20 protein-coding genes are annotated in these 24,780 nt (G+C 34.8%); 14 read left to right on the plus strand and 6 right to left on the minus strand.

Translation table 11 applies throughout. The features are described from left to right. Positions 1 to 4: 4 nt before the first annotated feature. The 3 genes from LNQ34_RS21830 to LNQ34_RS21840 are packed head-to-tail and all read right to left on the minus strand — an operon-like array spanning position 5 to position 7,104. A complete protein-coding gene (locus tag LNQ34_RS21830) occupies positions 5 to 2,665 on the minus strand; it encodes a S9 family peptidase (RefSeq protein ID WP_230001230.1) in 2,661 nt (886 codons plus the stop codon). A gap of 2 nt (positions 2,666 to 2,667) precedes the next feature. After that, the gene (locus tag LNQ34_RS21835) at positions 2,668 to 4,071 is read right to left on the minus strand and encodes a RagB/SusD family nutrient uptake outer membrane protein (protein ID WP_230001231.1); all 1,404 of its coding nucleotides are present in this window, start codon (positions 4,069 to 4,071) and stop codon (positions 2,668 to 2,670) included. A gap of 9 nt (positions 4,072 to 4,080) precedes the next feature. Then, positions 4,081 to 7,104: a SusC/RagA family TonB-linked outer membrane protein gene (locus LNQ34_RS21840; RefSeq protein WP_230001232.1), complete on the minus strand. Its 3,024-nt coding sequence runs from the start codon at positions 7,102 to 7,104 to the stop codon at positions 4,081 to 4,083. A gap of 526 nt (positions 7,105 to 7,630) precedes the next feature. On the opposite strand from LNQ34_RS21840, the gene LNQ34_RS21845 reads away from it, so the two are divergent. From LNQ34_RS21845 to LNQ34_RS21880, 8 genes are all read left to right on the plus strand, one after another. Beyond that, entirely contained in the window at positions 7,631 to 7,945 is a 315-nt protein-coding gene (locus LNQ34_RS21845) for a hypothetical protein (protein ID WP_230001233.1), read from the plus strand. Between the two features lie 101 nt (positions 7,946 to 8,046). After that, complete coding sequence (locus LNQ34_RS21850) at positions 8,047 to 8,292, plus strand: hypothetical protein (protein ID WP_230001234.1); 246 nt, start codon at positions 8,047 to 8,049, stop codon at positions 8,290 to 8,292. A 328-nt stretch (positions 8,293 to 8,620) separates the two neighbouring features. Next, positions 8,621 to 10,102 carry an SNIPE associated domain-containing protein gene (locus LNQ34_RS21855; RefSeq protein WP_230001235.1) on the plus strand — a complete coding sequence of 494 codons (1,482 nt, stop codon included), beginning with the start codon at positions 8,621 to 8,623 and terminating at the stop codon, positions 10,100 to 10,102. A 201-nt stretch (positions 10,103 to 10,303) separates the two neighbouring features. Beyond that, entirely contained in the window at positions 10,304 to 11,461 is a 1,158-nt protein-coding gene (locus LNQ34_RS21860) for an AAA family ATPase (protein ID WP_230001236.1), read from the plus strand. Then, positions 11,462 to 12,079, plus strand: coding sequence for an HNH endonuclease (locus tag LNQ34_RS21865; protein ID WP_230001237.1), 618 nt, complete (start codon positions 11,462 to 11,464; stop codon positions 12,077 to 12,079). 231 nt (positions 12,080 to 12,310) lie between these two features. Further along, positions 12,311 to 12,835: a hypothetical protein gene (locus LNQ34_RS21870; protein ID WP_230001238.1), complete on the plus strand. Its 525-nt coding sequence runs from the start codon at positions 12,311 to 12,313 to the stop codon at positions 12,833 to 12,835. Positions 12,836 to 12,995: 160 nt separating this feature from the next. Further along, complete coding sequence (locus tag LNQ34_RS21875; RefSeq protein ID WP_230001240.1) at positions 12,996 to 13,799, plus strand: hypothetical protein; 804 nt, start codon at positions 12,996 to 12,998, stop codon at positions 13,797 to 13,799. A gap of 380 nt (positions 13,800 to 14,179) precedes the next feature. Next, positions 14,180 to 15,136: a hypothetical protein gene (locus LNQ34_RS21880; RefSeq protein WP_230001242.1), complete on the plus strand. Its 957-nt coding sequence runs from the start codon at positions 14,180 to 14,182 to the stop codon at positions 15,134 to 15,136. 488 nt (positions 15,137 to 15,624) lie between these two features. Here the strand turns inward: LNQ34_RS21880 and LNQ34_RS21885 are convergent, their stop codons facing one another. Together LNQ34_RS21885 and LNQ34_RS21890 are read right to left on the minus strand one after the other, a co-directional pair. Then, positions 15,625 to 15,801, minus strand: coding sequence for a histone H1 (locus LNQ34_RS21885; RefSeq protein WP_133525787.1), 177 nt, complete (start codon positions 15,799 to 15,801; stop codon positions 15,625 to 15,627). A gap of 120 nt (positions 15,802 to 15,921) precedes the next feature. Further along, the gene (locus tag LNQ34_RS21890; protein WP_346432376.1) at positions 15,922 to 16,176 is read right to left on the minus strand and encodes a helix-turn-helix domain-containing protein; all 255 of its coding nucleotides are present in this window, start codon (positions 16,174 to 16,176) and stop codon (positions 15,922 to 15,924) included. 171 nt (positions 16,177 to 16,347) lie between these two features. On the opposite strand from LNQ34_RS21890, the gene LNQ34_RS21895 reads away from it, so the two are divergent. After that, complete coding sequence (locus tag LNQ34_RS21895) at positions 16,348 to 17,067, plus strand: glycosyl hydrolase family 18 protein (RefSeq protein ID WP_230001245.1); 720 nt, start codon at positions 16,348 to 16,350, stop codon at positions 17,065 to 17,067. Positions 17,068 to 17,187: 120 nt separating this feature from the next. Next, complete coding sequence (locus tag LNQ34_RS21900) at positions 17,188 to 17,625, plus strand: jacalin-like lectin (RefSeq protein WP_230001247.1); 438 nt, start codon at positions 17,188 to 17,190, stop codon at positions 17,623 to 17,625. A 1,146-nt stretch (positions 17,626 to 18,771) separates the two neighbouring features. On the opposite strand, the gene LNQ34_RS21905 is transcribed toward LNQ34_RS21900, so the two are convergent. Further along, positions 18,772 to 20,436 (minus strand): AraC family transcriptional regulator, encoded by a 1,665-nt coding sequence (locus LNQ34_RS21905; RefSeq protein ID WP_230001249.1) that lies wholly within the window; start codon positions 20,434 to 20,436, stop codon positions 18,772 to 18,774. Positions 20,437 to 20,784: 348 nt separating this feature from the next. Between LNQ34_RS21905 and LNQ34_RS21910 the strand changes: the two genes are divergently transcribed. From LNQ34_RS21910 to LNQ34_RS21925, 4 genes are all read left to right on the plus strand, one after another. Further along, entirely contained in the window at positions 20,785 to 21,495 is a 711-nt protein-coding gene (locus LNQ34_RS21910) for a hypothetical protein (RefSeq protein WP_230001250.1), read from the plus strand. 282 nt (positions 21,496 to 21,777) lie between these two features. Next, positions 21,778 to 22,638, plus strand: coding sequence for a helix-turn-helix domain-containing protein (locus LNQ34_RS21915; RefSeq protein WP_230001251.1), 861 nt, complete (start codon positions 21,778 to 21,780; stop codon positions 22,636 to 22,638). A gap of 93 nt (positions 22,639 to 22,731) precedes the next feature. Beyond that, positions 22,732 to 23,937: a hypothetical protein gene (locus LNQ34_RS21920; protein WP_230001252.1), complete on the plus strand. Its 1,206-nt coding sequence runs from the start codon at positions 22,732 to 22,734 to the stop codon at positions 23,935 to 23,937. Positions 23,938 to 24,289: 352 nt separating this feature from the next. After that, the gene (locus LNQ34_RS21925) at positions 24,290 to 24,751 is read left to right on the plus strand and encodes a hypothetical protein (protein WP_230001253.1); all 462 of its coding nucleotides are present in this window, start codon (positions 24,290 to 24,292) and stop codon (positions 24,749 to 24,751) included. Positions 24,752 to 24,780: the final 29 nt, after the last annotated feature.

Here is a 24,780-nt window from a genome sequence, read left to right on the forward strand (position 1 = left end):
TTTTTTAGTTAACGGCCTCTTTTGGCCACCCAACTGACTGGTCATTTTTCAGATAGTAATCAAACCACTGATTAATTCTCAAACTCAAATCTTTTTGATTTTTTTCTTTCATTAGGATATGTTTTTCATCCGGATATAGCAGCATAGTCGCTGGTTTTCCCAACCTTCTAAGTGCCATATAAAACTCTACACTCTGGTTCCAGTTTACGTGCCAATCTGATTTACCTGCCCATATTAAAATAGGAGTCTTGATAGAGGTGGCATTAGTTATAGGAGAATTCCTGGAATACAAATCCGGATCCTCAAAAGGGCTTTTTCCCAGGCGCCACTGCTCGCTTTGAAAGCGGGTCATATCAGAAATACTAAGATCCCACCCGACAGTCAGATAAAAACTGGTCAAATCAGCAATAGAAGCTCCCGAAACTGCTGCTGCGAAAATGTCTGTCTGAGTGATTATGAAATTGGTCTCATATCCTCCAAAGGATTCTCCCATTAAACCTATCTTCAATGGATCTACGAAGTTTTTGCCTATTACATGATTGGTTGCACTAACAACACAGTCAACTGTGTTTTCTCCAACTGTGCCAGTCTCATGTTCAATATCTGGACATAATATCAGGTAGTCTTTTGTTGTTATTACAGATTCATTAAAGCCATTGCCCGACAACAAAGTAGGGTTGATATATTTATGAACATTATGCGACTGCTTTTCATAAATATAGACAATCATGGGATATTTTTTATTGGTATCAAAATTGGAAGGAAAATACAAAATACCTTTTAACTCTTTACCTGCTGCATTGCGGTATGTAATAAGTTCAGAAGTGCTATGCTGGAACTTCTCGTAATGCGCATTGCTCTGAAATGTGATTTTTTCCATAGAAGAATTGTTCTTTGCAACTAGACGTGGAGGAAGATCAAATCTTTGTTCCTGATATATATACAGCTCCGATTTTTTTATGTAATGCATATGGTTTAAAAAACTGCTGCGGCATATAATCTGTTCTATTGCACCTGTTTTTTCTAAACTGCAATATCCTGTCTTGCCATCATCATACTGCGTACGAAGAATGAGTCTATCATTTAAATCAACAACAATGCTTTTAAAGCCGTCAAAATTTCGCAAAAGGAGATCATAATCTCCAAGTGTATTAATTCGATATATAGTTTTATCTTCTCTTCCTTTGGTGAGTCTTCTGCTTAATGTGCCGTTGTTCTTTATTCCCCAAATATCATATTGGTCATATAATAAGATTTCCTTCTCGTCCGGAGTCCATCCAGGATTTCCGTATGCTGCATCTCCTCCTAATCCATTCACTCTGCCAAAAAAGGGAACTTTTATATGCTGTGTAATGTTGATATGAATTTTCATCTTAACATCATAAATCCACCAGTTCTTGTCCTTATAGTACGCAACAAACCTGCCAGACGGCGATGGCAGCAGATCTGTATGGTATCCGCTTTGTTTTTTAACCATAATTTCTTTTTGACCAGTATCAAGATCCACTAAATAATAATCCCTTGGAGCCACAATTTCAAACTGGGGTTCGTATTGTTTAGGGTTCGATATTATCGCCAAAGTTTTATTGCCATTTAGCATTACACTGGGAAATTCCGAAGAAGAAATTTTCACCACGCAACCATTTGAAGGATGCCAAACCGCCAGATTAGCCTTCTCATAAAATCTCCCAGATGATTGTTCCAGGGGATAGATCCATTTATCGGCGGTATTCCAAACTTCCACCCCGTCCCCTGCTTTTTGTTCAACCTCTATATTTGTGGAATTAAGTCCAAAAAAGACTTTATCCAAATCGGACGATATGGTCAGGGGATAACTATCCGTTTTATCAAAAATTTTATCAGATGCAAAATTGTTAAGTTCCTTTTGATTAAGCCTGAGTATTTTTTTTGTCTCCAGCTTATATAAACAAAGATCAGTACTACTACCTATGGAATCTGATGAACTGTAAAAAGCAACTGCTTTTCCATTCTCCTCCCATGCGAAATTATAAAACACACCATTTCCCTGCCTTGCGATCCATTCTATTGCCGAATTCCGAAGATTTAGAATTCCCACAGAATATTTTTCTTTTTCTTTTATCGAAATAATAATCTCTTTTTGGGTTGGGCTCATTGAAAAATCTGCTACATCATTCACTAAGCTGATTACACCAGTTGACAATTTTTGCAACTGCAGTTGTTTTTCCTTCCGTAAAAGTGTAATAATCTGGTCCGTTTCCGTGGAATATTCGATATGCGTATCCAATGGATAAGACTGGTGCATTCCTGTTTTCAAACTTAAGGATTGGATGCTGTTTTTGTCGTTGACAATAAGGTGCTCATTTCCGGCAAAACGTGGAAAAATGCCACCAGGCATATTAAAGGTTTCTCCGTTTATGGTATTTCGCACAAACAGCGTATCACTTCCGCTTTCATAACGCATTCGATAAGTGATCCATCGGCCATCCGGGGAGGGATTTCCAACGATGAGCTCTCCCCATTTCATATAATCGGATTCTGTCAGCTGTTTTTTTTGCACCACCTGCCCCCATAAGGGACAGGCTACTAATGGCAAAATAAAAAATAAAAATAAAGTCTGTTTCAGCTTCATACACAGAGATTCCTGTTTCTTGCTTCCATAAGGAAAAATATTTTGAGTTTTCATATTTAATAACCGCTGTTCTGCGGGCGTATATTAGGATTAATGCTCAGTTCGTTTTGAGGCAGAGGAAACAGAACATCTGTTGAATTCCAGCCAGTCTTTACAGGATCAAGGACATTATCAATCTGTCCGGAGCGCTTGAGGTCAAAAAAGCGATGTCCGAATTCTGTAAACAGTTCCCATCTCCTCTCCCTTAAAACCGCATCAACAATCTGCTGAGCAGAAACCGCATCTGTATCCAAAAGCCCGGCGCGTTTCCTAATTCTGTTCAAATCTTCTTTAGCGCCTATTAAATCTCCCTGATGCGCCCTTGCTTCTGCCCTTATAAGGTACTGTTCGGCAAGGCGGAAAATTATAGAGTACTCCATTGAAGCGGCAGTATTTTCAAACTCCTTGTATTTGTATGCATGATACCATGTATCAGTCCCGTCGCTGAGAGCCTTTGTCCAGTTTGCTTTTCGAAGGTCATTTTGATCAAAGGATTCGATCAGATTATTAGTTAATGCCACAAAGGGCGGAGGACCAGAAGAAAATATGAAAATACTGGCCTCATCTGTATTTTTTCCGGCCACAGATGGCTGAAACTGCCATATGGTTTCCTTGGAATCTTTTAAGAATACCAGAGAAGCATTATCCTCGATGGTATAAAGATTTGAAGCATTTAGGACCGCTGATGCGGCATTTGAGGCTTCTGCCCATGACTCATTGTACAGATATACCCTTGCCAATAATGCTTTTGCCGCAAATTGGTTGGGGCGTACCCGCCCGGCATTTAAATAATCCTGCGCCAGCATGGCTGCTGCATTTTCCAGATCCGCAATTATATTCCTGTAGATATCTTTTACCGGAATTTTCGAAGCTTCATTATTTATCTTTCGGTCTGTAGATACAATATAAGGGATTTCCCTGTAGAGATTAGCCAGATAAAAATGCACGATGGCTCTTATAAACAGGGCTTCTCCTTTTAGCTGTTCTTTTTCCTTTACGGTGAGTTTGTTGCTTAACTCCACTCCTTCCTTGACGGCATTAGCAGCATAAATCTGATTATAACTAAGATTCCAATATTCTGTAATAGTGGAATTTGCAGGCAGAAGTGCATTGGTATAAAAAGGGAGTGTTGGATCGCCGGGACTTGCAAGGCAGTATAGCTCGTCTGCATAATTACCCAACAGATTGGAAGCGCCTGATGTCGAACCTGAAAGCAAGCCCTGCTCTCTCATTTTAGAATAAATATCGGATAATGCTGCGTTTGCAGTGGAATAGTTATCAAAAACTGAAACTGTAGTTAGTTGTGATTTGGGAAGATCAACTTCTACAAAAGAATCACATGAGGTCAACAACACCATTGCTATTACCTGAAACAGCAATAAATAGTGTATAGAATTATTTTTAAGGGATAGTGTTTTCATGACAAAGTATTAAAAAGTGAGCTGGATTCCAGCAGTAATAATTTTCAATGGTGGCAGAGATCGCGAACCAATAAATTCAGGATCCCCATCCTTGTATTTTGTAAAAGTGAGCAGATTTTGTCCCTGCAGGATTATCTGGCACTGCGTGCTTTTCATATTTAAAGGCAGGTCATATGAAAGGGCTATATTCTTTAAGCGTATAAAAGACCCGTCTGTTATGGAACCTGTACTCTGCCTGAATAGATAGTTGGCTGTAACTGCATCCCCGTTATAACCACTGGTATAAATCTGCTGAGATGCAATATCTCCGGGCTTTGTCCAGCTGACTGCTACGCTTTCCGGTTGATTAGACATCTGTCCGGTGACACCATTATAGTAACTTCTGGTATCCTGTTTTACAAACTGAAAAAGAAAATCAAGTTTTAATCTTCTGTAGGATAGTACATTTTGCAGCCCTCCAAAATACTGCGGGTTGAAATCTACAACACTCTGCCTGTCTTCGGGAAATGAAATGATACCGTCCTTGTTTATGTCTTCGAAAAGATAAACGCCCTTTTGATTGTCAATTCCTGTATAGTTGTAATTCAGTTCAATATTCAAGGGCTTGCCAATACGATATTGCTCTTTGTAGGGAGAGGCAGAAAGCCCGGGAAAACTAATAAGCTTATTTCTGGCAAAAGTAAGATTTAGGCTGGTTGTCCACTTAAAGTTCTGAGTATTGAAGTTTTGGGTCCTTAGAGTGAATTCAAATCCTGTGTTTTGCACAACAGCATCTAAATTGGCCTGCATTGACTGAAACCCTGTAGTTCCTGCCAAAGGTATACCAACCAGCTGATTGGATGAACGGTTCTGATACCACGCGGCTGTTAGAAATATTTTATCCTGCAGGAATCCCACTTCCAGAGCAGCTTCAATTTTTTTATTGGTTTCCCATCCAAAATCAGGATTATAAAGCCGTGATGGCTGCAATCCTACATTTGAATCATAATTAAATCCCGATGAGGTATAAGTATCAAGAAACTGGTAATCCCCGATCTGGTCATTTCCTGTTGTTCCATAACTTGCACGAAGTTTGCCAAAACTCAACCATGAAATATCGTTTAAAAATCCTCCTTTAGTGAAAATCCATGCCATGCCCACGGCTCCGAAATTGGCAAACTGATTACCCGGACCAAATCGGCTTGAACCGTCCCGTCTTCCTGTAAGGTTTACAATATAACGGTCCTGCCAGTTATAGTTGATCCTTCCGAAAAAAGCCTGATATTTATACAGTGCATCATCACTATATAAGACGCGCACTGTAGATGCAGATGCCAGATCATAGATCAAATCATTTGATGTGAAACCACTTCCGAATTGATACAGTCTCTCGGTACTCTGGCTCTGGAAAGTTCCTCCCACCAGAATATTGATTTTACCAAAAGTCATTTCTTTTTCCCAACTTATCTGGGGCTCCACTATCCAGGACTGCCTGTCTGTATTATTTAAATAAATACCGGAAAAGGCACTTGTCAACTGATAAGAAGGATTATAGATGGTAGATGGAGAAGTTCTGGTTTCCTGGTGTCTTAAGTCGGTAAAACCAAAATTACTTTTCAGAACTAAATTATCCAGCAAATCATAAGATAATACAGCGCTAGTAACAAGGTCATTCGTTTTGGATCTGAACTCTGCATCTCTGTAACGAAGCGGATTCTGCCAAGTTCCATTTTCCCAATTTAAATTGCCGGCCGCATCATACAGCGCAGGCGCATTTGGCGCCAGATATCTAGAGATCGCAGTCAGATCATACGCAGGCTGATCATTATCCTGAATATTGTATCCTGCTGAAAAAGTGAGTTTAAACCTATTATCTTCTGAACGATGGCTCATGCTGAACTGTGTCCCTCCTTTCTTGTACATATACTGGCCGGGGAATACGGTAGACTCTGTGTGATAGGTACTGCTCAATAAAAACTGCGTTTTATCAGATCCGCCCGAGAGCGCGGCCTGCACATCCGTTATCTGCGCAGTACCACCTAAAAATTCTTTCTGCCAATTTGTTTCACGATTCTGGTCCCATGTCCCGTTTATATCATAGTCCCATGGATTATACTGATTGAGACCATCATTGATAAAAGCTTGTTTTCTCATTGTAAGATACTGCTGGGTACTCATCAGTTTCATAAATTTAGTTACGGCGCCGGCGCCGGTTGCAGCTTTGACACTCACAACAGTTTTTCCGCCTTTTCCTTTTTTAGTAGTGATCAGCACCACACCATTGGCACCTCTTGACCCATAGATTGAGGTGGCGTCAGCATCTTTAAGTATCTCGATATTTTCTATTGTATCAGGATTTATACTATTGAGCGGACTTGTAACGGTTGGAAATGTGGAGGCTGTCTGATTATAGCCAATAGGATCCGAGGCGTACGGAACACCATCTATTATGTAGAGTGGATTATTACCATCACTTCTAATACTGTTCTGTCCACGGATTTTAATATCGAATCCTCCACCGGGAACCCCTGTCGTCTGTGTAATGCTTACACCTGCCATCCGCCCCTGCATAGCTGCAAGCACATTTGTTACGGGCTGGTTTTCAATATCTTTTGCGGTGATTCGAGCAATGCTTCCTGTACGTTCGCTTTCTTTAATGGAATAGTATCCTGCATTGATCTTCACTTCCTTTAGAGTTGTGGTATCATACTCTAATGAAATATCTATTGATTTTCGATCCTGAACAGGAACAAGAACAGTCTTAAATCCTATAAAAGAAACGATCAAGGTATCCGATGACAAAGCAGAAAGATTGTACTGACCACTGTAATCAGAAATAGTTCCGGAACCACGCTTGTTTTTTATGGCAATAGTTACCCCAGGAAGCGGATTAACACCATCGCTAATAGTTCCCTTAACCTGAAACTGTTGAGAAAATAAAATACTATGCCTGATAGATTTCTCGGCATAAACAGATGAAAAAGAAAAACACAGCCAGATAAAAATTAGGCAATAAAGAGCTTTCCCATCCTTGTTAAATGAAAAAATATTCATAATATTGGATTGGTTAGTTAAACGATGATTTGATTAGCTATGGTCCTCTGCTCTAGTTTAGTCGCTGCTGTAGAGGACCATTTTTTATGCATCAAGTAAACGGCTTAATGTTCATAAGAGAGATGAATTATCTATTTCACAGTCATAAGTTTTTAGAAGGTTTGACTTTATGATGCGAAACTTAAAAAAAATGAAAGGAATATCGCTAAGAATAATAAGAGTTGAGTATAAAAAAAGGCATGGAACTCAGCTTACTGCCTTAGAGGTACTGGTATACCGTGCAACAATAAGTGAGCCCACGCCTATGGCGTGAGCATCTTACTTATTATCTCGTTGCAAAATTACCAGTTTTCTAAGGCGAGATTCTAAGCGAATGCTTCAATATTTTTTTGAAGAGTCGCAAAAATACGATCCTTTGAGGATCATATGCAAATATAATATAAAATATTCCATTGTTCGTGATCGCGAACACTTTTTTTAGTGCGTTTACTTTAATTTGTTAAAATAACTATATGATAATTGCCAAATGACTACTAAAAGTGAAGCTATACAAAGAAATATACTTATCAATAAGTATATCTGCAATTATATTTCGCAGCGTTGGATTGTCAATAGGGTTGATGAAAATGGCAACGAAGTTACTAAAAGACAGTATGCAAAAGAATGTAATTTAGCAACTTCAACGATAACCAAATTGCAAAGACCGGATGGATATAATATACCTTTCGCAATTATAAGTGCCATTTGTAATAAAGAAAATATAGTATTGTCAACTTTTTTTTCTGATTTTGAAAAAGAATACGGGATTTCAATCATTGATAAATATTTAGATAAGAAATAAAAAAAAGATGCTGAAGCATCTTTTTTTAGGATTATAATATTGATAAACAATCGTATATGTAAATTTTAGTTATTTTTATATTTTTAAATTAATATTCAAATATGAAAATTATTAACCCTGAATTTACTGTAATTACAATTGGAATCTCTTTTGTTATTTTGGGCTTTATTATTAGATATAAAATTAATAAACGTAGATTTAATCGTAAAGGTCCTGGTGGTTTACAACATTTTAAAAATTATGAACAAGCTTGGTTAGTAACGTTAATTGAAAGAATATTAATGGTACTATCTTTTATTATGATTGCTACTGGTATAATATTCTCTGTAGCAGTTGTATTTTTTTAAAACTTGTTCTCTCTCATTCTTAATCATAATATATTTAAAAATACCTTCCAATGGTATTTTTTTTATTAAACAGGTATTTATACGGTAGGCTTGTCATCACTAAAGAATTATTTTGCAACTTTTTTAATGACACAAATTACGTAAAACCGTAAACTAAAACAAAATCGGTTTTGTATGTTTGATTCTGAAATTTAGACAATGACATAAAGCTATCTAAAACAGTACTTATTTAAGTAAGTTTATCGCCTAAGTAAGTTGTAGGCAATGCAACCAAAATTGCGCAAAAAACCAAGAATAAAAGACAAAACCTTATCATAAATTTTGAACTATGGGATTATTTGATTTTCTAAAAAAGAAAGAGTTTGAAGAAATAAGAACCCTAAAAGAAAAACTTGAAAAATTTAAATCTATTATTAATATTCAAGATGAGGTTGATAATAAAAAGAAAAAATTAGAACTATTAATTTCACAGAAAGAATCTGAACTGGAGTTACTGATTAAAAACAAAACACGTGAAATTTCAGAAAAGGAAATAGAGCTAAATAAAATTATTTCTGACAAGGAAGTCGAATTTAATTCAACAATTGAGAACAAAAAACAGTCAATAAATTATATTCAAAAAGACTTTGACGAATTAAATCTAAATTATCAAACAGCACTTGAAACATACACACGACTTCGAAAAGATGTTAGTTTATATGAATCAAAATTAGATTTAATAGAATTTGGAATTTATGAACCAATCTATGATTTTGAAAAATCAGAAGATTATAGAACTGAACAAAATAGAATCATTGAAGAACAAAAATTGATGATTCAATCAGAAACGGCTGCAACTTGCAGAACAGAATGGACAATTGATGGAAGTGTTACAAAAGGTAGAGCAACCACTAAAAAATATATAAAATTAGTGCTTCGTGCTTTTAATGGTGAATGTAATTCTCAAATTGCAAAAGTTAAATGGAATAACGTTAATCAGATGAAAGAACGCATTCATAAATCATATGAAACTTTGAACAAACTTGGTGATGGTTATTCAGTTAGCATTTCTTACGAATTTCTTGAACTTAAATTAAAAGAAATTACTCTTGAATATGAGTTTCAAGTAAAAAGACAAGAGGAAAAAGAAGAAATGCGAGCTATTCAAGAAGAATTACGAGAAGAAGAAAAAGCAAGACGTGAATTTGAGCAAGCTCAAAAACAAGCTGAAAAAGAAGAAGAAACTTATCAAAGAGCTTTACTAAAAGCAAGAAAAGAAGTTGAAAAAGCAACTGGCGAATTACAAGAAGAATTGAATTCTAAAATTTTAATTCTCGAACAAGAATTATTAATAGCTCAAGAAAAAAAAGAACGAGCATTGTCTATGGCTCAACAAACAAAACGAGGGCACGTTTATATAATTTCTAACATTGGTTCGTTTGGAGAAAACGTTTATAAAATTGGTATGACAAGAAGACTTGAACCTATTGATAGAGTGAAAGAACTTGGAGATGCTTCTGTTCCGTTTCAATTTGACGTTCACGCTATGATTTATTCAGACGAAGCGAGAACTTTAGAATGCGAACTTCATAAAGCGTTTTCTAATAAAAAGGTAAATATGTTAAACTACAGAAAAGAATTTTTCAATGTTAGTTTAGAAGAAATTGAACAGAAAATTGACGAATTAGGATTTGAAGCAGAATTTACAATTTTACCAGAAGCAATGCAATATAGAGAAACATTAGCTTTATTGGAAAAAATGAATTCTACCGAAGAAACTAAAACTATTGAAGAGATAATTGCAGAAGAATACCCAAATAGCTTAAATTAAGCACTGCCTACAACAGCTACAACGAATTTGGGCAATTGGCATAATGGGAAGTTGGTTTTGTATTTGGGATGATTTACTTCGTATATTAGCTACGCTCGGGTGGCAAATCCGAAGAATGGACTAAATTTAGTTCAAAACCTACTGTTGTAGCAGAACATTAACGGGAAGCTAACAAAATTGTAGATAAAAATCTTTAAATATATGTTTATATTCGATAACAAAAACATTCCTTCTCAATTATTATTGCCCTCAAATTCAGATGAGGATATAAACATATTAATAGGTGAAAATGGTAGTGGTAAAAGCACTTTATTAAATGATCTTTCAAAATTCCATTTAGGTCAAAATTATAATGTGATAGCAATTGCTAATACAATTTATGACAAATTCAATTCGCGGAATCTTCATTTCAAAATACTTAGATCTTCGTTAGGCAAAACATTAGCAAGAAACACAATTGTCAATGCTTTTAAAATTTTAGCAAATGATGATTTGAAAAGACTACGAAACATTGCAAATACATTAGAATATATTGGTTTTGATCCTGTAATAAGTTTTAAATTAAAAGGTGTTAATCCGGATTTTCGAGACAAAGTAATAGATTCGGAATTACCTGGTGAAGAAATAGAAATCTTGATGTATTTTTTAAATAGATATGTGGATAGAGAATTTTACGAAGAAAAAATTGTAAATATAAATTTCAATAATGAAAAATTTGAAGATATCAAAAATTCTTATCTACTAACAATGTTCTTGTATGAGAAACAGTTAAAATCTTTAAAGCTAATTCGTGGAATAGACATATATCTACATAAAAATAATCAACATATTCCTTTAAACAAAGCAAGTTCAGGAGAATTAACTTTGGTAACATCTCTTATTTATTTGACCTCTGTCATAACTGAAAATTCTGTCATATTAATTGATGAACCCGAAAACAGTTTGCATCCGAAATGGCAAATAGAATACATAACGAGAATTAACAACCTATTTTATTTCTATCAACCAAAAATTATTGTTGCAACACATTCTCCATTAATAATAAATGGTGCAGAAATGAATTCCCAAAATTTAAAAATATTTAAAGGGACGAATGGAAACTTTATTCTTGAACTAAATGAAAAAATTAATGTTGAAGAAATTTATCAAGAATATTTTGATGTAACAACACCTGAAAACCGTTATTTATCAGAAAATCTTATAGACAAAATGAATTTGTTGGCTTCTAAAAATATTGGATTAGATGAATTTTTAAAAGAAATAAATAACATTCAAGATAATTCATATGATGAGAAGCAAAAAAAATTGCTCGATGAAGTTTTAGAAATGGGAAAAAAAATAATCACTGATTTAGAATAGATGCCTTTAAATTTTGAAAATCAAGATCATATAAATATTAGAACCGCCATTACTGCAGGTGGAAATGTTTGGGCAAATCCACTTCTTAATGAAGTTAAAAGAAAAATAAAGGATTACTACATTGAAAATGAATTGCCAAAATGCTGTTACTGTAGCAGATTATTTGTTGGCGAATTCCGTATGGTAATCGACATAGAGCATATTTTGCCACAAAGTAAATATTCAAGCCTTAGATTTGAAGAACTAAACTTAAATGTTGCTTGTAAAAGATGCAATATGGAAATTAAAAAAGCTAGGTTAGATTTTATTGTTGATGAAACCATAATTGGAACAAATTATTATCAATCCCAACATTATAAAATAATTCATCCAAATATTGACAAATATGATGATCATTTAAAAATAATTACAGGGAGAAATGGGAATATAATTTTAAATAAATACGTTATTTTAACCAAGAATAAAGGTCAGTTTACATATGATTATTTCGAATTGAAAGAATTTGAAATGAATAATTTAAACGAAGCTCAAGGAATTAAAAAGCTATCAACATTATCTCGTGAAATTCCAGATTATTTAAGAAATCAAATAATAAAAATTCTATCAAAAATAAAATAAAAGCCTATAATTAAAACACGTTTCTAGAAATTTGGAAATTAGTTTAATCGAAACAAAAGAAAGAATTATAAATTTTATTAAAAGTATTGCATTAGGAGTCGCACTCGTGGAGAAAGACGATCTTACTTCTGACTATAAAGCATAGAAATAAATAAAAACTTAATAACTGAATTCAAGACTGAATGCGAAGGGAGGTTCGATTCCTCGCTTTCTCCGCCAATCAAATAAAATATGGAAATAAAAAGCTTTAAAATTCCCGGCGAATCAACTAAACGACAATGGGCAGTTTATTTATTCATAGCAACTCCTAGAGATAAAAATGAAGTTATAAAACTTTATGTTGGTAAAGTTGGTGATAATCGTGACGGATGTAATCCCGTAATTTCAAGAATAGGAAATCATTTTTCTTACAATAAAATTCATTCTCAAATTAGAAATAAAATCGAAAAAACTGACGAATATGATTATGAATATTTTTATTGTCATTTTGGAGAATATGAAGATAATGCGCAAATTAGACTTGAAAGTAAACAAAAGATCAATGAGTTAGAAAGAGAACTTAATCGTAAAATTCAAAAACAAATTTTTGGCGATTTAAAATACATTCTACTAAATCCATACGGAGGAAAATATGTTACAAAAACTAAAAAATTGAGTAGAAACATTTTGAGCGAAACTGAAATAAATATTTTAGATAAACTAATCGAAAAAGCACTATCTACCAACAGCTACAACGGATTTGGACAAGAGGGTTAATTGTAAAGTTGGTCTTGTATTTGGGATGATTTACTTCGTCTATTAGCTACGCTCAGGTAGCAAATCCGAAAATGGCCATAAATTAGTAGCCCCCCCTTTAGCACCAGAACATCACTAGTCAATGTAACCGACTAACCTAAAAAACTTATTTTACTAAAACATGTTAACAAAAAATATGATTGACAATTGTAAAAAACTTTTTCAATTGTACATTCCGAATCTTTTAACTTATTACACCGAAAAAGATTTTTTAACTTTATTAGAAAACTTATATTCTTTTACTCTTTTAAACGATGGAAAAACTGCTAATAGTAATTTTGTAGCAACTTTCTTGATGCTAGTTGAAGAAGTCAAAAATAATAGCAGCCATGAATTAAGAAATGAACTGGGATATTTCAATTATTTATTAGGTCAATTTGAAAAGGTAAAAAAAAACAAAGAATTTAAAAACCTTGTCAAAGGCGTAATCAATAATTTTGAAAAGAATGATTTTAAAAATGTATTAGCAGAAATTGCTGTATGTCTCCATTTATCAACTAGAGCGGAATTAGTAAAATACGAAAGAGTTTTACAAAATAAAAAAAGTATAGATTTCGAGTTTAAAGATGACGGAAACAATCTTTTTTTAGTCGAGGTTTATAATATTGATTACAATTCAACCAAATATGAAATTGGCAAACCGTTTGAAAAATTTATCTGTGAACGATTAGAAAAAAAATTCAATGACAAATCTGCAAATCTAGATAACGATCTTAAAAGTAGATTATTAATTTTCCCTGTTATTCATGGGTTAACAATTGACATCGTTCGAGAAAACAAATTGTTTTTGACAACACTTAACAAAAAAAGATTTTATGAGAATGGTTTCAATAGTTTTAATCCTATGTCATTTGCTAAGGTCCAAGGAACATACTTCGATTTATTCACGATGGAAGAAATCGCTGAGGGAGAATTGAAACGATAAAAAACAATTAATTGTAACACCCGTTTCTAGACATTTTCAAATTTAGTAGAATTACCGTTTACGTTATTTTTAGCCGAAAATACTTGTTTTCACAACTTTCAACGTCTAGAAGAATGAGAACTTAATAATTAAAATTTTAAGATGCTTCCGCATCTTTTTTTATGCTCAATAAAAGTTTAAAACAGGTATTTATACAGTATTCTTTTAAGTCTAAAAGAACTATTTTGCAACTTAATATAAAATACATTATGCAAAACCGTAAATTAAGACAACAGCGGTTTTATCTATCTGATATTGGGATTTCAACAACACTGTTTAATGGAAGATATTAGTCAGTTAACAATCATTTAAAGACAGTAATAATCAATAAAATAAATTTAATGAAAGAATATGCAGTAATTTTCGACACCAATTCTTATCGATATTTAGTAAATGAAAAAACTGAAGAGCAACAAAAGACTTCATTAGCCGAAATAAAAACATTAGAGCAAAAAAAGAATATTATTCCTTACGCTTCAGTTATTGTTGGAATGGAAATGTTGGCAAATTTAACAGAGTCTGATTATGGTTTTAATTTTAAAGACTGCCTAAATGGAGTTAAGACTATGGCAACCCATTGTCAAGAAGATGATGGAGAGACTCTTCGCATATTTCCACATGCTGCTTTGCATATTACAAAATCATATTTCAACTTTATACCTACTGAATTGGAAGATCGCGTACGCAATCTTGGAGGAGTAATTAATGATTTAAAGAAGGATTCTAAATCAGCTGTAAAAACACATAGGGAGAGAAATACATTTGATGATATCAAGCAGTATATAGATGGCGAAGAAGCAACGTTTTCAAGTCAAATTACAATTCTGATTGAAGGCGTTAGACAAGAGATTATAAATAAGCATCCTAAAATCGCAAAAAAACAATTACGTGCTAAACTTTTGGATTATATAGAGAATGGTGTTTTTGAGCCGTTAATGGCTTTCGCAGTTATACTTGCAGTTTCATCAAAATACCAAATTCAATTACCAGAAAGCGAAGTCATAAATCGAGCATTTTCTCTTAATATAGAATTTCCTCTCTCAGTAGGTTTTTTTAGATGGGTAGCATATAAAATTGTAAATGACGATATAGATATGTCATCCAAAACTTCTCGAGAAAAGAGATGGAATTGGGTTTGGGACTACCACGTTTCGTTTGCTTTAAATGAAAGCACACTGTCAGGACGAGAAATTATTATCGTAACTTCTGATAAGGATATGACAGAAATGGTTGGAGATTTTGGTTATTCCAATAAAGTCTTTACACTTACTGAATACATAGAATTTCTAAAAGAATAAGCCCACTTGTAACAGCTAAAAACGGATTTGGAAATTTAGTTTGTATTTGAAGTGTTTTGGAAATCCGAAAATAAGGCTTAACATATTGCAAAAATGATTCTATACATAAAACATTATTGAATGACCAAAACAAAGACAATTAAAAAAATTAACAGAAATTAAACATCTAAAATATGGACATTCAGGCATACATCCAAAAAATGAAAGACTTTCAAAGTCAAGGTTTAAATAATTATCAGTTTAAAAGCATTTTGATGACTGACTTTAAGCAAAGTTAATTTATTAAAAGCAGAATGTTTTATCCAGCCCCGATTGCTACGCCAGTTCGCTTCGCTCGTGTGAAGCGGAAATCCTTTTCTGCCGGAGTCCGGCATAAAAGATTGAAGCGAAAAACGGGAGAAGCTGGCATAATCAAATAAGGAAATCAAAAAAAATGGGGCTTAAAAACCCCATTTTCTTCTTTTAAAAGTAAGTAAGACTGCTGAAAATTATTTCTTAGACTCCTCAATAGAAACTTTTCTAAACTCTTTCAATAATTTTTCAATTTCCAGTGTTGATTTGCGGGCTCTTGCCCCTGCTGCCTTAACACCTTTTTCAATTAAAGATTCAGATTCTGTTTTAAATGTTTCGATCTCGGCGTTTATTTTTGCTACTAAATCTTTCATGATACTCTATTTATTAAAATTAAGACCGCAAAAATAGCCTTTTACTTCAGTTTACCAAATCACAACCTTAAATTGCTTACATCATCACTGATTGTTGTAAAAAAACATTATTTTCTATACTTAGATCTTATTGATTTCCTTAATAAAAAAGGAGGGCAGGCATCCGGTTTTGGCATGAAAAGCCTGCGCGAATTTCTGGGTACTGCTGAATCCCGCTTCATCAGCGAGTGCCTTATTTGAATATTTTCTTATTTTTTTATCTTCCTTCAATAAAGTAACAATATGATCGATTTTAAGATCACTGATATAGGTTACAAACTTTTTACCTTTATGGTTCCTTATCACACTGGATAAATATTTCGGATTAGAATTTATTCTTCTCCTAAATCGTTTACAATAATTAACTGCATCTTATTCCAAGATTATGCTTACTCATACATTAAAAAATCGTACTCATTACATTTTTTGCATTATAAAAGCCTATTAGTTGGTATTTTTAATAAAGAAATTAAAAACTTAGGTAGAAAACTCTAAAATTCTAATCACATGAAAAGCAAAAAAAACTTTACCGGCGCCATCGGTGCGTGGCTGACTAATGAGCTACATCCAGCAAACGCGACCTACAGCTCACCCAACAGCAATTTTAGTTCTATTAAGCTCAACGGGATATACAGCACCCTTGATTACCTGAGCATCGGCTGGTTTGGCGTGGATATGAGTAACCCTAGCAGTCCCACCCTGCAAACCAGTAACACATATCTTGCACAACAGGTTTTAGATGCCCGTGCACAAAACCCGGACATCACCATATTTGCTTTACTGGCCTATACCCAAGAAATCACCAACGATCTGCAAACGATCATCAACAACCCCGCCCTGCTGACCACTTTTGCGATCAATGTTGCCAACTTTCTGGCTAACAATGACCTCAATGGTTTCGACATTGATTGGGAACAGCCCACGAGCCAACTCTCTCATAAGCAATGTGGCTACTGGCTCAACGCATTGAGTAAGGCTTTCGGGGATACCTATTATCTGGCCATTTCGGCGAGTTCTAACCAGTCCGGTAATGTCAACAACCTGAATGCGGATGCTGTGAATGCCAATGTGGATGTGTTCAATTTGCAAAGTTACTGGGTTAGCGATCCTAGCGTATTTATTGCACACGGCATCAATGCCGATCTATTGGGATTCGGTGCTTATTTAGAAAGTGGTGTCACTGCGCTTTATGCTTCTCAGCAATACGCTGCTGGGATTCAGTACTAGAATAAGCAATACCCCTACCAAACTATGATGAGTTGGCGGCTTGATTCCTCCAACTGGCCTTTCGAGCAAAGTCAGCAACTATTGATGCGGCCATACCTGACCGGCCAACCCGATGTGGTTGTGTTCGACGATGGAGCCATCTTGAATGCGCAAACTACTCCTACTATTATCCAAAGTATCGTTATCCGTAGCGGAGATGTTGTGGATGCCATCCAATGTACCAATGCCAGCAGCGACGGCTCGTATGTGGTACAACTATTACAACACGGTGGTGATGGCGGCAATGGGAATAATCCGATCAATCTCACAAATGGTCTCACCGCTTTCAGTTACGTAACAGGCTACTGGTACGGACAAAATGTGGTAGTTCAAATCACCATCAACGGCACAAGTTATCCCGCCACCATTAATCCCAATGTAGTTGATACACAAAATTTTCAGGTGACTGCTCCGGCGGGTAGAACTATTATTGCATTCAGTGGACAAACCTGTTATGTGAATTTGGCAGGCGGAGGTTTCAGTTGGGTGTTATCGCAGATCAACGGAGTATTCGGTTAGTGATTTTTTATTCCCTCTTGTGCTCGTATGCAACGAGTGCCTACATAATACTTAAAAGATAATTGTAGCGTTTGTAACGCGGGCAATAAAAAAAGGTTCTTAATATGTTTTATTAAGTAGTAAGTATCTAAAAAGCCACATTGCAAACGCTTTGATTTAGTTTATACAAGTAAAAGGGTACTCGTTCAAAACAATCAACAGATTGAGTTTTTACAGGAAGTTATTTTTGTAGTTTAAATCAGCTATATTTACGTTCAAAATAATAAAAAATGGAGGTTTTGAGACAAACTGACGTTAGCAGCTATGATAACGCTTACATGGAAGGAAACTCAAAAATATCTCATATTTATCATTTTATTATTTTTCCTTCTTGCAATCAGCATTTCAGCCATTGGCTTTAAAGAAAAAGTAGAAGATATGATAATACATATTTTTTCATATACAGCAATTATAATCTTCTTGATTTTTCTCTTCTACTGCATATTCAATGTTACTTTAAGGATAATAATGCTGTTAAAGGAATCTAACTTCCTTATATTGGATTATACTAGTTACAAATATTGTATTTTTTTAAAATTTGATATAAGCCATATTCCTAATCATTTGAATAACTGTAATATAAAATCGTACAAAACAAAAGGATATTTTGCTATAAAATAAAACATAGCAATATTTATAATGATAAAAACGTAATCAAAGATATTGCAAACTGGATAAATGAAAAAACAGTATAAAATTTTAAATTTCTTAATTTAAAGTCACAGCTGCTAAAACAGCTAGAGTTCCTTGCCTGCGTAGCACGAACAATGAAACCCGTGTTGAACGGAACCGCTGAGATTCCGCAACTATGGTTTTTTCGTAAAGATTTTACTCAAAAGCAAAATGCTTCTCTCCAGCCCCGATTGCTACGCCAGTTCGCTTCGCTCGTGTGCAGTGGAAATCCTTTTCTGCCGGGGTTCGGCATAAAAGATTACTTCACTTACTTTTTATCTCAATCGCAGTTCAGTAAACTTCGTTTACAGCGTAAAGCGGGAGAGGCTGCCTAATGAAAATGCCTCATGATTCTGCTTCAAATTTACTTCAGTTTACTAAACCACAGGCTTAAAACTTCATGCATCATAACTAACTGCTCAAAAACAATATTCCTTAGATCTTATTAATTTCCTTAATAAAAAAGGAAGTAGGGCATCCGGTTTTGGCATGAAAAGCCTGCGCGAATTTCTGCGTAGTACTAAATCCCGCTTCGTCAGCCAGTGCCTTATTTGAATATTTTCTTATTTTTTTATCTTCCTTCAATAAAGTAATAATATGATCGATTTTAAGATCACTGATATAGGTTACAAACTTTTTACCTTTATGGTTCCTTATCACACTGGATAAGTATTTCGGATTAGAATTTATAATTGCCGCAAGCTTGGCTGCATTTAAGTCTTTTAAAAGAAATTTTTTATCGCTTTCAAATTTATCGAGTTTTCTGAGTATCTGCGCCACGGTCTCTTTACTGATATCATCAATGACTTTTCCGCCGTTTCTGCTTTGAACTCTAGGCTGCAAGGAAGCCTTTTTATTCATTGCCTGTTCAAATTTTAATTTATAGATTTTTTTACTCCTGAAATGTGTTACGGCAAAAAACAGAAGTCCTGAAAACAGCACAATGGTAATACCGCTAAAGATAAGATCATTGTATTTTCTTTTATTCAATAAATTCTCAATTTTATTTTTATCTTCTATCAGCACTTTTGTATCATAGACTTTACGGATTCTACCCGACAGATAAACGTATCGGCTACTGAGCACACTATCGGCTTTGAGTAGTTTTTTGATGTAAAAAAGTTCTTTACTCAGATCCTGCCTGCCTTTGTAATATTTTATCAGAAGTTCATAATTCTGCCTAAGATCCGGACGAATGTAATTTTTACTCTCAAAAATCCGGTCTACTTTCATAAAGTAAGGGAGTGCCTTTTCGTGTTTGTGAAGATCCCAGTAACTTTTCCCAAGGTAGAAATAGCCCACAGATTCATTTGCAAAATCTTTGTTTTTAATTATCCCGGGAAGTGACGCATTGATGTTTTTTAAGGCATCCGAGTAGTTGCTTTTAAAATACTGATTGATGCCTTCGGAGTGCATAAAATACACTTTCATATCCTCATTGGAGAGTCTGCGGCCCTCCTGAATCCCTTTCTCATTTATCTCAGAGCACAAGCCGTAGTTTCCCATCCTGTTATAACATAAGCCGAGTGAGTGTAATGAATTGAGGTAGGCTCTGGGGTTATGTGCGTTGAAATAGTCAATGCACTCTTTAAATAAAGAAACAGCTTCATCATAAAAACCCAGGTAATACTTAATCTGGGCTAGATTGTATTTGACTTTATAAATTAGGTAATCATCATTTGTTTTTGAAATAAAATTATCAGCAATAAGGTAATGGTCTAAAGCCGACTTATATTTTTTAAAGGAGTAAAAGACAATTCCTTTTGAGAGATAAGCTGAACCGATCAGCGCATCATTTCCAGACTTTCTGGCGGTATAGATCATACTGTCGGCATAAACCAATTTTAATTTATCAGGGGCATAATGAAGGTAGTTTTTATATCCATTTACGATTTCCTGTTCATTTTTTTCTCTTTTAGCTTTCCCAAGGAAATACGCAAGATAAACTAACTGGCTGCTGTGCTCTGATTCTTCAATCCTGTCAAATAAATAATCAAAGGATTTGCCGTAAAGCGAGTCAGGTAATCTCAGTGAATTCCAGCCGGCAGAAACCTCCTGGGCCAGACATAAAAAAAGAAGTCCGAATTGTATTTTAAGCATAGATTGATAATTAAAAATGGAACAATATTTATCAAAAAATGCTTTTGCTTACTACAATTTTCAGATCTGCAGATCATAAGTAAAGCATTCTGTAAAAAAGAGCTTCAAATATAACGTAATATATTGATAACAAAGGCTTAACTTTTAAAAAACAGGGTGTGGATTTTCGGAAAATCCATAGTTGAAATTCCGAAAATCCACAGATGAGAGTTTGCAGGGCTGAATTGATGATTCTAGATTTGCGGTGAATTCAAAAGCAAAAAAAATGGCATCGTGCTGTTTTAAAGTTCTGCTTACCCGGGTGAAATGAACTGACTGAAAAGTCATTCCATTTAACACACTTTAATCATGAAAAACTTTTTAATCAGCATGCTGGCGGTATTGTCCCTTTCATGCACCAACGACTTTACTCGCGAAGATTCAATTTCTAATTTCAAAAAAAAGAATGCCCATACAAAAAAGAATGCAGGCCTGAATCCTGAAAATACGGCCAATGCGTATGACATTGCCGGGAAAATTCACAATGACTTACTGGATGCCTATCTTTCGGGTAATTTTTCGGATCACACCATTAATGCTGTCAGCAGTAAAATTGATTCTATTTCATTTCTGAACAGTGATTTTCAAAACCTGCCTTCTTATTATCCCGCCAATTTTCAGGAAATACAAGAAATGGTCGATTTCCCTGAAATACAGCTTGAGCAGATTATAGCAAATTCTTCGATGTCCATGGCTTCAAAAAACTGTCTGTCAGAATTTATGTCCTCGGCTGCACTCTGGCAGAACAGTGACTATGAGGCTGTTCATCCATCCATCATCTCTTTTGAGGCCATTGTTACAAATAACCAGCAGTTTACAGCTGAAGAAAAAAGAATAATCCTTACTTCATCAGCCATTACAAGGTATTCGCTTTATTATGCATCAAAGAGAAAAGACAAAGACTGGGAAACCTCTGTGGGAAACAGGGTCGGTGCCGTTCAGGGAGCCTTAAGCAATTCTGCAACTGCAATTACCAGATCACTACTCGCGGGGATTCTCAGCAGAAACACTACAGAATAGAAAATATGGACTGGATTTTACTTTTTGAAAAACAGATATTATACGGTTATTATGTTTTTCTGATACTATTTAATTTGACAACCATATACCTAATCCTATCCTTATTGTTTGATGATCATTTAATATGTATCTCTCTTGCAGAGATCCTTAAAATGTATTCCCTCAGAAAATTAGTATATCTCTTATTTATAAATGGGATGTCAAATATGCTGTTTATCTGTGTTTCGCTGATCGCAAAACTATACAGTTAGAAAATAGGCCTTTAATCTTAAAAAAAATACTTTGGAATTTAGAAAATCAAACTATAAAACTGGGGGAATTCAATTGTGCATTTTTGAAAGTTTAACCTCCAAGCGTACATTAAAGAATTTGATTCCGGAAGATCATTCTACTGTGCTGCTTGTAAATAAAGGCGCTGCAGCGATGAGTATTAACAGCAGAAAAGTACACTTATTCATTAATGAATCGGCAGTTATCCCTAAGAAAGCAAACTGCGAAATTCTGCTGATGAGCAGGGAATTATGCATTTCGATTGTATCTTTTACATCAGAATTTGCATTAGAGAACAGTATCAGATGGCCTCATATCGGATATTTTAATTTCTTCACTGCCCAGTATGCCTCTAAAATTTTCTTAAAGAAAAAGGAGATCAAGAACCTGATGGATTTACTGGAAATAGTGAACTCCAGGCTGTTAATATCTGATTCAAAGGTTTTTAAAAAAGAGCTGATTCTGCTGAGTTTTAATCTGTTTCTCTATGAACTTGCCAGCCATTATTATAAAGCTACCTGGCATGAAAGGGTAAAATATTCCAGCACGGAAAAAACAGCAGTCCATTTTTTTAGATTACTGGAAATTCACTGCAGAGTACAGCACAGTGTCAAGTTTTACGCAGATGCCCTGAATATATCCTCAGGGCATCTCACTAAAACAATCAAGCAAATTACAGAGATAACGGCCAAACAGTGCATTGAAAATGCATTAATTCTGGAAGCTAAGATTTTGCTTCAAAATAGTGATTTAACCATTCTTAAAATCTCTGAAGAACTAAAATTTGCAAATACTTCTTTCTTTAGTAATTTTTTTAAAAAGCATACTTCTTTATCTCCTTCTGCATACCGAATAAGGCTGAACCAACACTAAATAATTCCACCTGGGTTTGAATTGTGTACAGACATTGATTTGGAGTATTTTCAATACAATATTGAAATAATATTTACTTAAAAATGAAGCAACATGAATCAAACCTATCTTTTAGAATGGCTGGACTCAGTAGTGACGCTGAATTTAAATCCGAAAAAAAGCGCCATAAGCAACCTTACTCCCCTTGAGTCTAAGGCAATAATTGATAAAGCTGTAGAGGAAACACAATTCATCCAGACTCAGTTTACTATTCGCGTTTTTTCACTCAGTAAAGAAAAGCATATTAAAGTACTGGTAAAAAATTATCATTCCGCCCTGATTAGTCTTTGGGATCAGCTGATTGTTATCAATAAAAGCATAGCTACAGAAAGAAAGGATCTGCAGGAAGTCACCACTGCCCTTCTTAGCGCTTTGGATGAACTCTTAAATTTTCTGGAGTCGAGATTTGCCTGCTTTATAAGTTTAGATTCCAAGATACCTGTTTCCTATCTTAGTATTTCCTATAAGAAAATAAAACTCAGAATCGATAAACTCAGAACCATTCTGCATTTTAATCCGGATGAAAAGATGCTTGCAGAGATTGTTTTTAATACGCTGTACTGCTTTGCTAATGCCAAAGAAAATAAAAAAGTCACCTTTAGGGAAATACTCTACTATAAAGAGCTGCTTAAAGAACTTGAATCGCTGAAGACAAATAAAACAGAAGACCTGATTCATACCGATTTAATGCAGGTGCTGATTTATATGAATTTCAACAGCAAACTTTTCATCAACTTTTATACCCAGGCCGTAGCTATGAAAATCAGCGAATTTGAGCAAGGCTCCGATAGAATTGGATGGCTGCTGCTGTATGCTAAAGAGCTTAACCAAATTGCAGCTAACGCCACCGCGGCCCTTAATTGTGACCATCAAAATTTAAAGAAAGTACTGCTGGACTGGTTTAAACAGGAAATTAATTTTCTTGAAAAAAAGGAAAATCTTAAAACTGCTGCCAGCATTCCTTCTGAAAATAAAAAACTTTCACAGCAAAATCCAGTCAGCAGAGAAGAAAAGATCCTATGCCAGTTATCAACCGACCAGACCGCACTTATACTCAGGGCATGCCAGGAACTTGAAATCCTTGTTTCAAAATCAATGAACCAGGTTTTTAAAACCATTGTACCGTTTCTGTCAACACCTTTTAAAAAGAACCTCTCCTTTGATTCCATGCGCAGTAAAGCTTATGTTGCAGAGGAAAGGGATAAGGAGATCGCCGTGGAAACCCTGCAGCGGATCATTAAACAAATACGGGAATACTAACAACCAAAAGAGCGGAAGACTTAAATCCTTCTGCTCTTCATTTTTTACTGCCCATTTCAAACTACAGCTCTTAGAAGAATATCAAAACAGCATTATAACCTGTATGCAGTAATTCTAAGTCTTCAATTTTTCCGGCAATACAATTAACCGCTAAAAAAAAAATCACTTTTTTTTTATTTTTTTTTCCAGATTTTACTGGAGGTCCAGTGGAGTCCAGCCAGGGTACAGCCAAATGCTGGACTTGTAAGGCGGTAATTACTATTGTTCCTTTGACTTGTAAAATAAATCATAACTTATTAAGTGGTCATGATTTTTACAGGGAGATAAATGTTGAACGATAAAATGAAAAACTATGTTTACAAATATTCCATGGAGTAGTTACCTGACTCTCATAGCTATACTGGTCATAATCTGGTATCTGATCCTAATCCTTAAATTTTACAGTACCGATTTAAAGAAAATCTTATCAGGGAAAAAGAAACTTAAAATTCCCTCTTTTAAAAACAACAGCCAAAATTCAAAAGAGCCAAAATCTATCTCAGCTTCTTTTTCGGAATCATTCGATACTCTTGATGATACTGAGCAGCTTGCTTCAAGAATTATCCAGGCTACCGAGGAAAGTGCAGAAAAAAAATTATCAAAAGAGCAGTTTCAAAATTACCTGTCGATGGTGCTCGAAGAGTATCCTTATGTAAAGATCTCTTCCCTTCGTGAAAGCATCAATAAATTGATAGTCTCGGAATCTGAAAAACACCCGGCTCTGCTTTTAACCTTAAGCGAGGCGGACAGTCTGTGGGAAGGAACTGCTTTTTAAAATTCAGCGGAGGAATTATATCCCTGTTC

Source organism: Flavobacterium lipolyticum (assembly GCF_020905335.1).
Taxonomy (GTDB): Bacteria; Bacteroidota; Bacteroidia; order Flavobacteriales; family Flavobacteriaceae; genus Flavobacterium; species Flavobacterium lipolyticum.

What these genes read in the sequence shown, in the direction of transcription:
- LNQ34_RS21830 (WP_230001230.1), bottom strand. Translation starts at nt 2,665, where the DNA reads ATGAAAACTCAAAATATTTTTCCTTATGGAAGCAAGAAACAGGAATCT.
- LNQ34_RS21835 (WP_230001231.1), bottom strand. Translation starts at nt 4,071, where the DNA reads ATGAAAACACTATCCCTTAAAAATAATTCTATACACTATTTATTGCTG.
- LNQ34_RS21840 (WP_230001232.1), bottom strand. Translation starts at nt 7,104, where the DNA reads ATGAATATTTTTTCATTTAACAAGGATGGGAAAGCTCTTTATTGCCTA.
- LNQ34_RS21845 (WP_230001233.1), top strand. Translation starts at nt 7,631, where the DNA reads ATGACTACTAAAAGTGAAGCTATACAAAGAAATATACTTATCAATAAG.
- LNQ34_RS21850 (WP_230001234.1), top strand. Translation starts at nt 8,047, where the DNA reads ATGAAAATTATTAACCCTGAATTTACTGTAATTACAATTGGAATCTCT.
- LNQ34_RS21855 (WP_230001235.1), top strand. Translation starts at nt 8,621, where the DNA reads ATGGGATTATTTGATTTTCTAAAAAAGAAAGAGTTTGAAGAAATAAGA.
- LNQ34_RS21860 (WP_230001236.1), top strand. Translation starts at nt 10,304, where the DNA reads ATGTTTATATTCGATAACAAAAACATTCCTTCTCAATTATTATTGCCC.
- LNQ34_RS21865 (WP_230001237.1), top strand. Translation starts at nt 11,462, where the DNA reads ATGCCTTTAAATTTTGAAAATCAAGATCATATAAATATTAGAACCGCC.
- LNQ34_RS21870 (WP_230001238.1), top strand. Translation starts at nt 12,311, where the DNA reads ATGGAAATAAAAAGCTTTAAAATTCCCGGCGAATCAACTAAACGACAA.
- LNQ34_RS21875 (WP_230001240.1), top strand. Translation starts at nt 12,996, where the DNA reads ATGTTAACAAAAAATATGATTGACAATTGTAAAAAACTTTTTCAATTG.
- LNQ34_RS21880 (WP_230001242.1), top strand. Translation starts at nt 14,180, where the DNA reads ATGAAAGAATATGCAGTAATTTTCGACACCAATTCTTATCGATATTTA.
- LNQ34_RS21885 (WP_133525787.1), bottom strand. Translation starts at nt 15,801, where the DNA reads ATGAAAGATTTAGTAGCAAAAATAAACGCCGAGATCGAAACATTTAAA.
- LNQ34_RS21895 (WP_230001245.1), top strand. Translation starts at nt 16,348, where the DNA reads ATGAAAAGCAAAAAAAACTTTACCGGCGCCATCGGTGCGTGGCTGACT.
- LNQ34_RS21905 (WP_230001249.1), bottom strand. Translation starts at nt 20,436, where the DNA reads ATGCTTAAAATACAATTCGGACTTCTTTTTTTATGTCTGGCCCAGGAG.
- LNQ34_RS21910 (WP_230001250.1), top strand. Translation starts at nt 20,785, where the DNA reads ATGAAAAACTTTTTAATCAGCATGCTGGCGGTATTGTCCCTTTCATGC.
- LNQ34_RS21920 (WP_230001252.1), top strand. Translation starts at nt 22,732, where the DNA reads ATGAATCAAACCTATCTTTTAGAATGGCTGGACTCAGTAGTGACGCTG.
- LNQ34_RS21925 (WP_230001253.1), top strand. Translation starts at nt 24,290, where the DNA reads ATGTTTACAAATATTCCATGGAGTAGTTACCTGACTCTCATAGCTATA.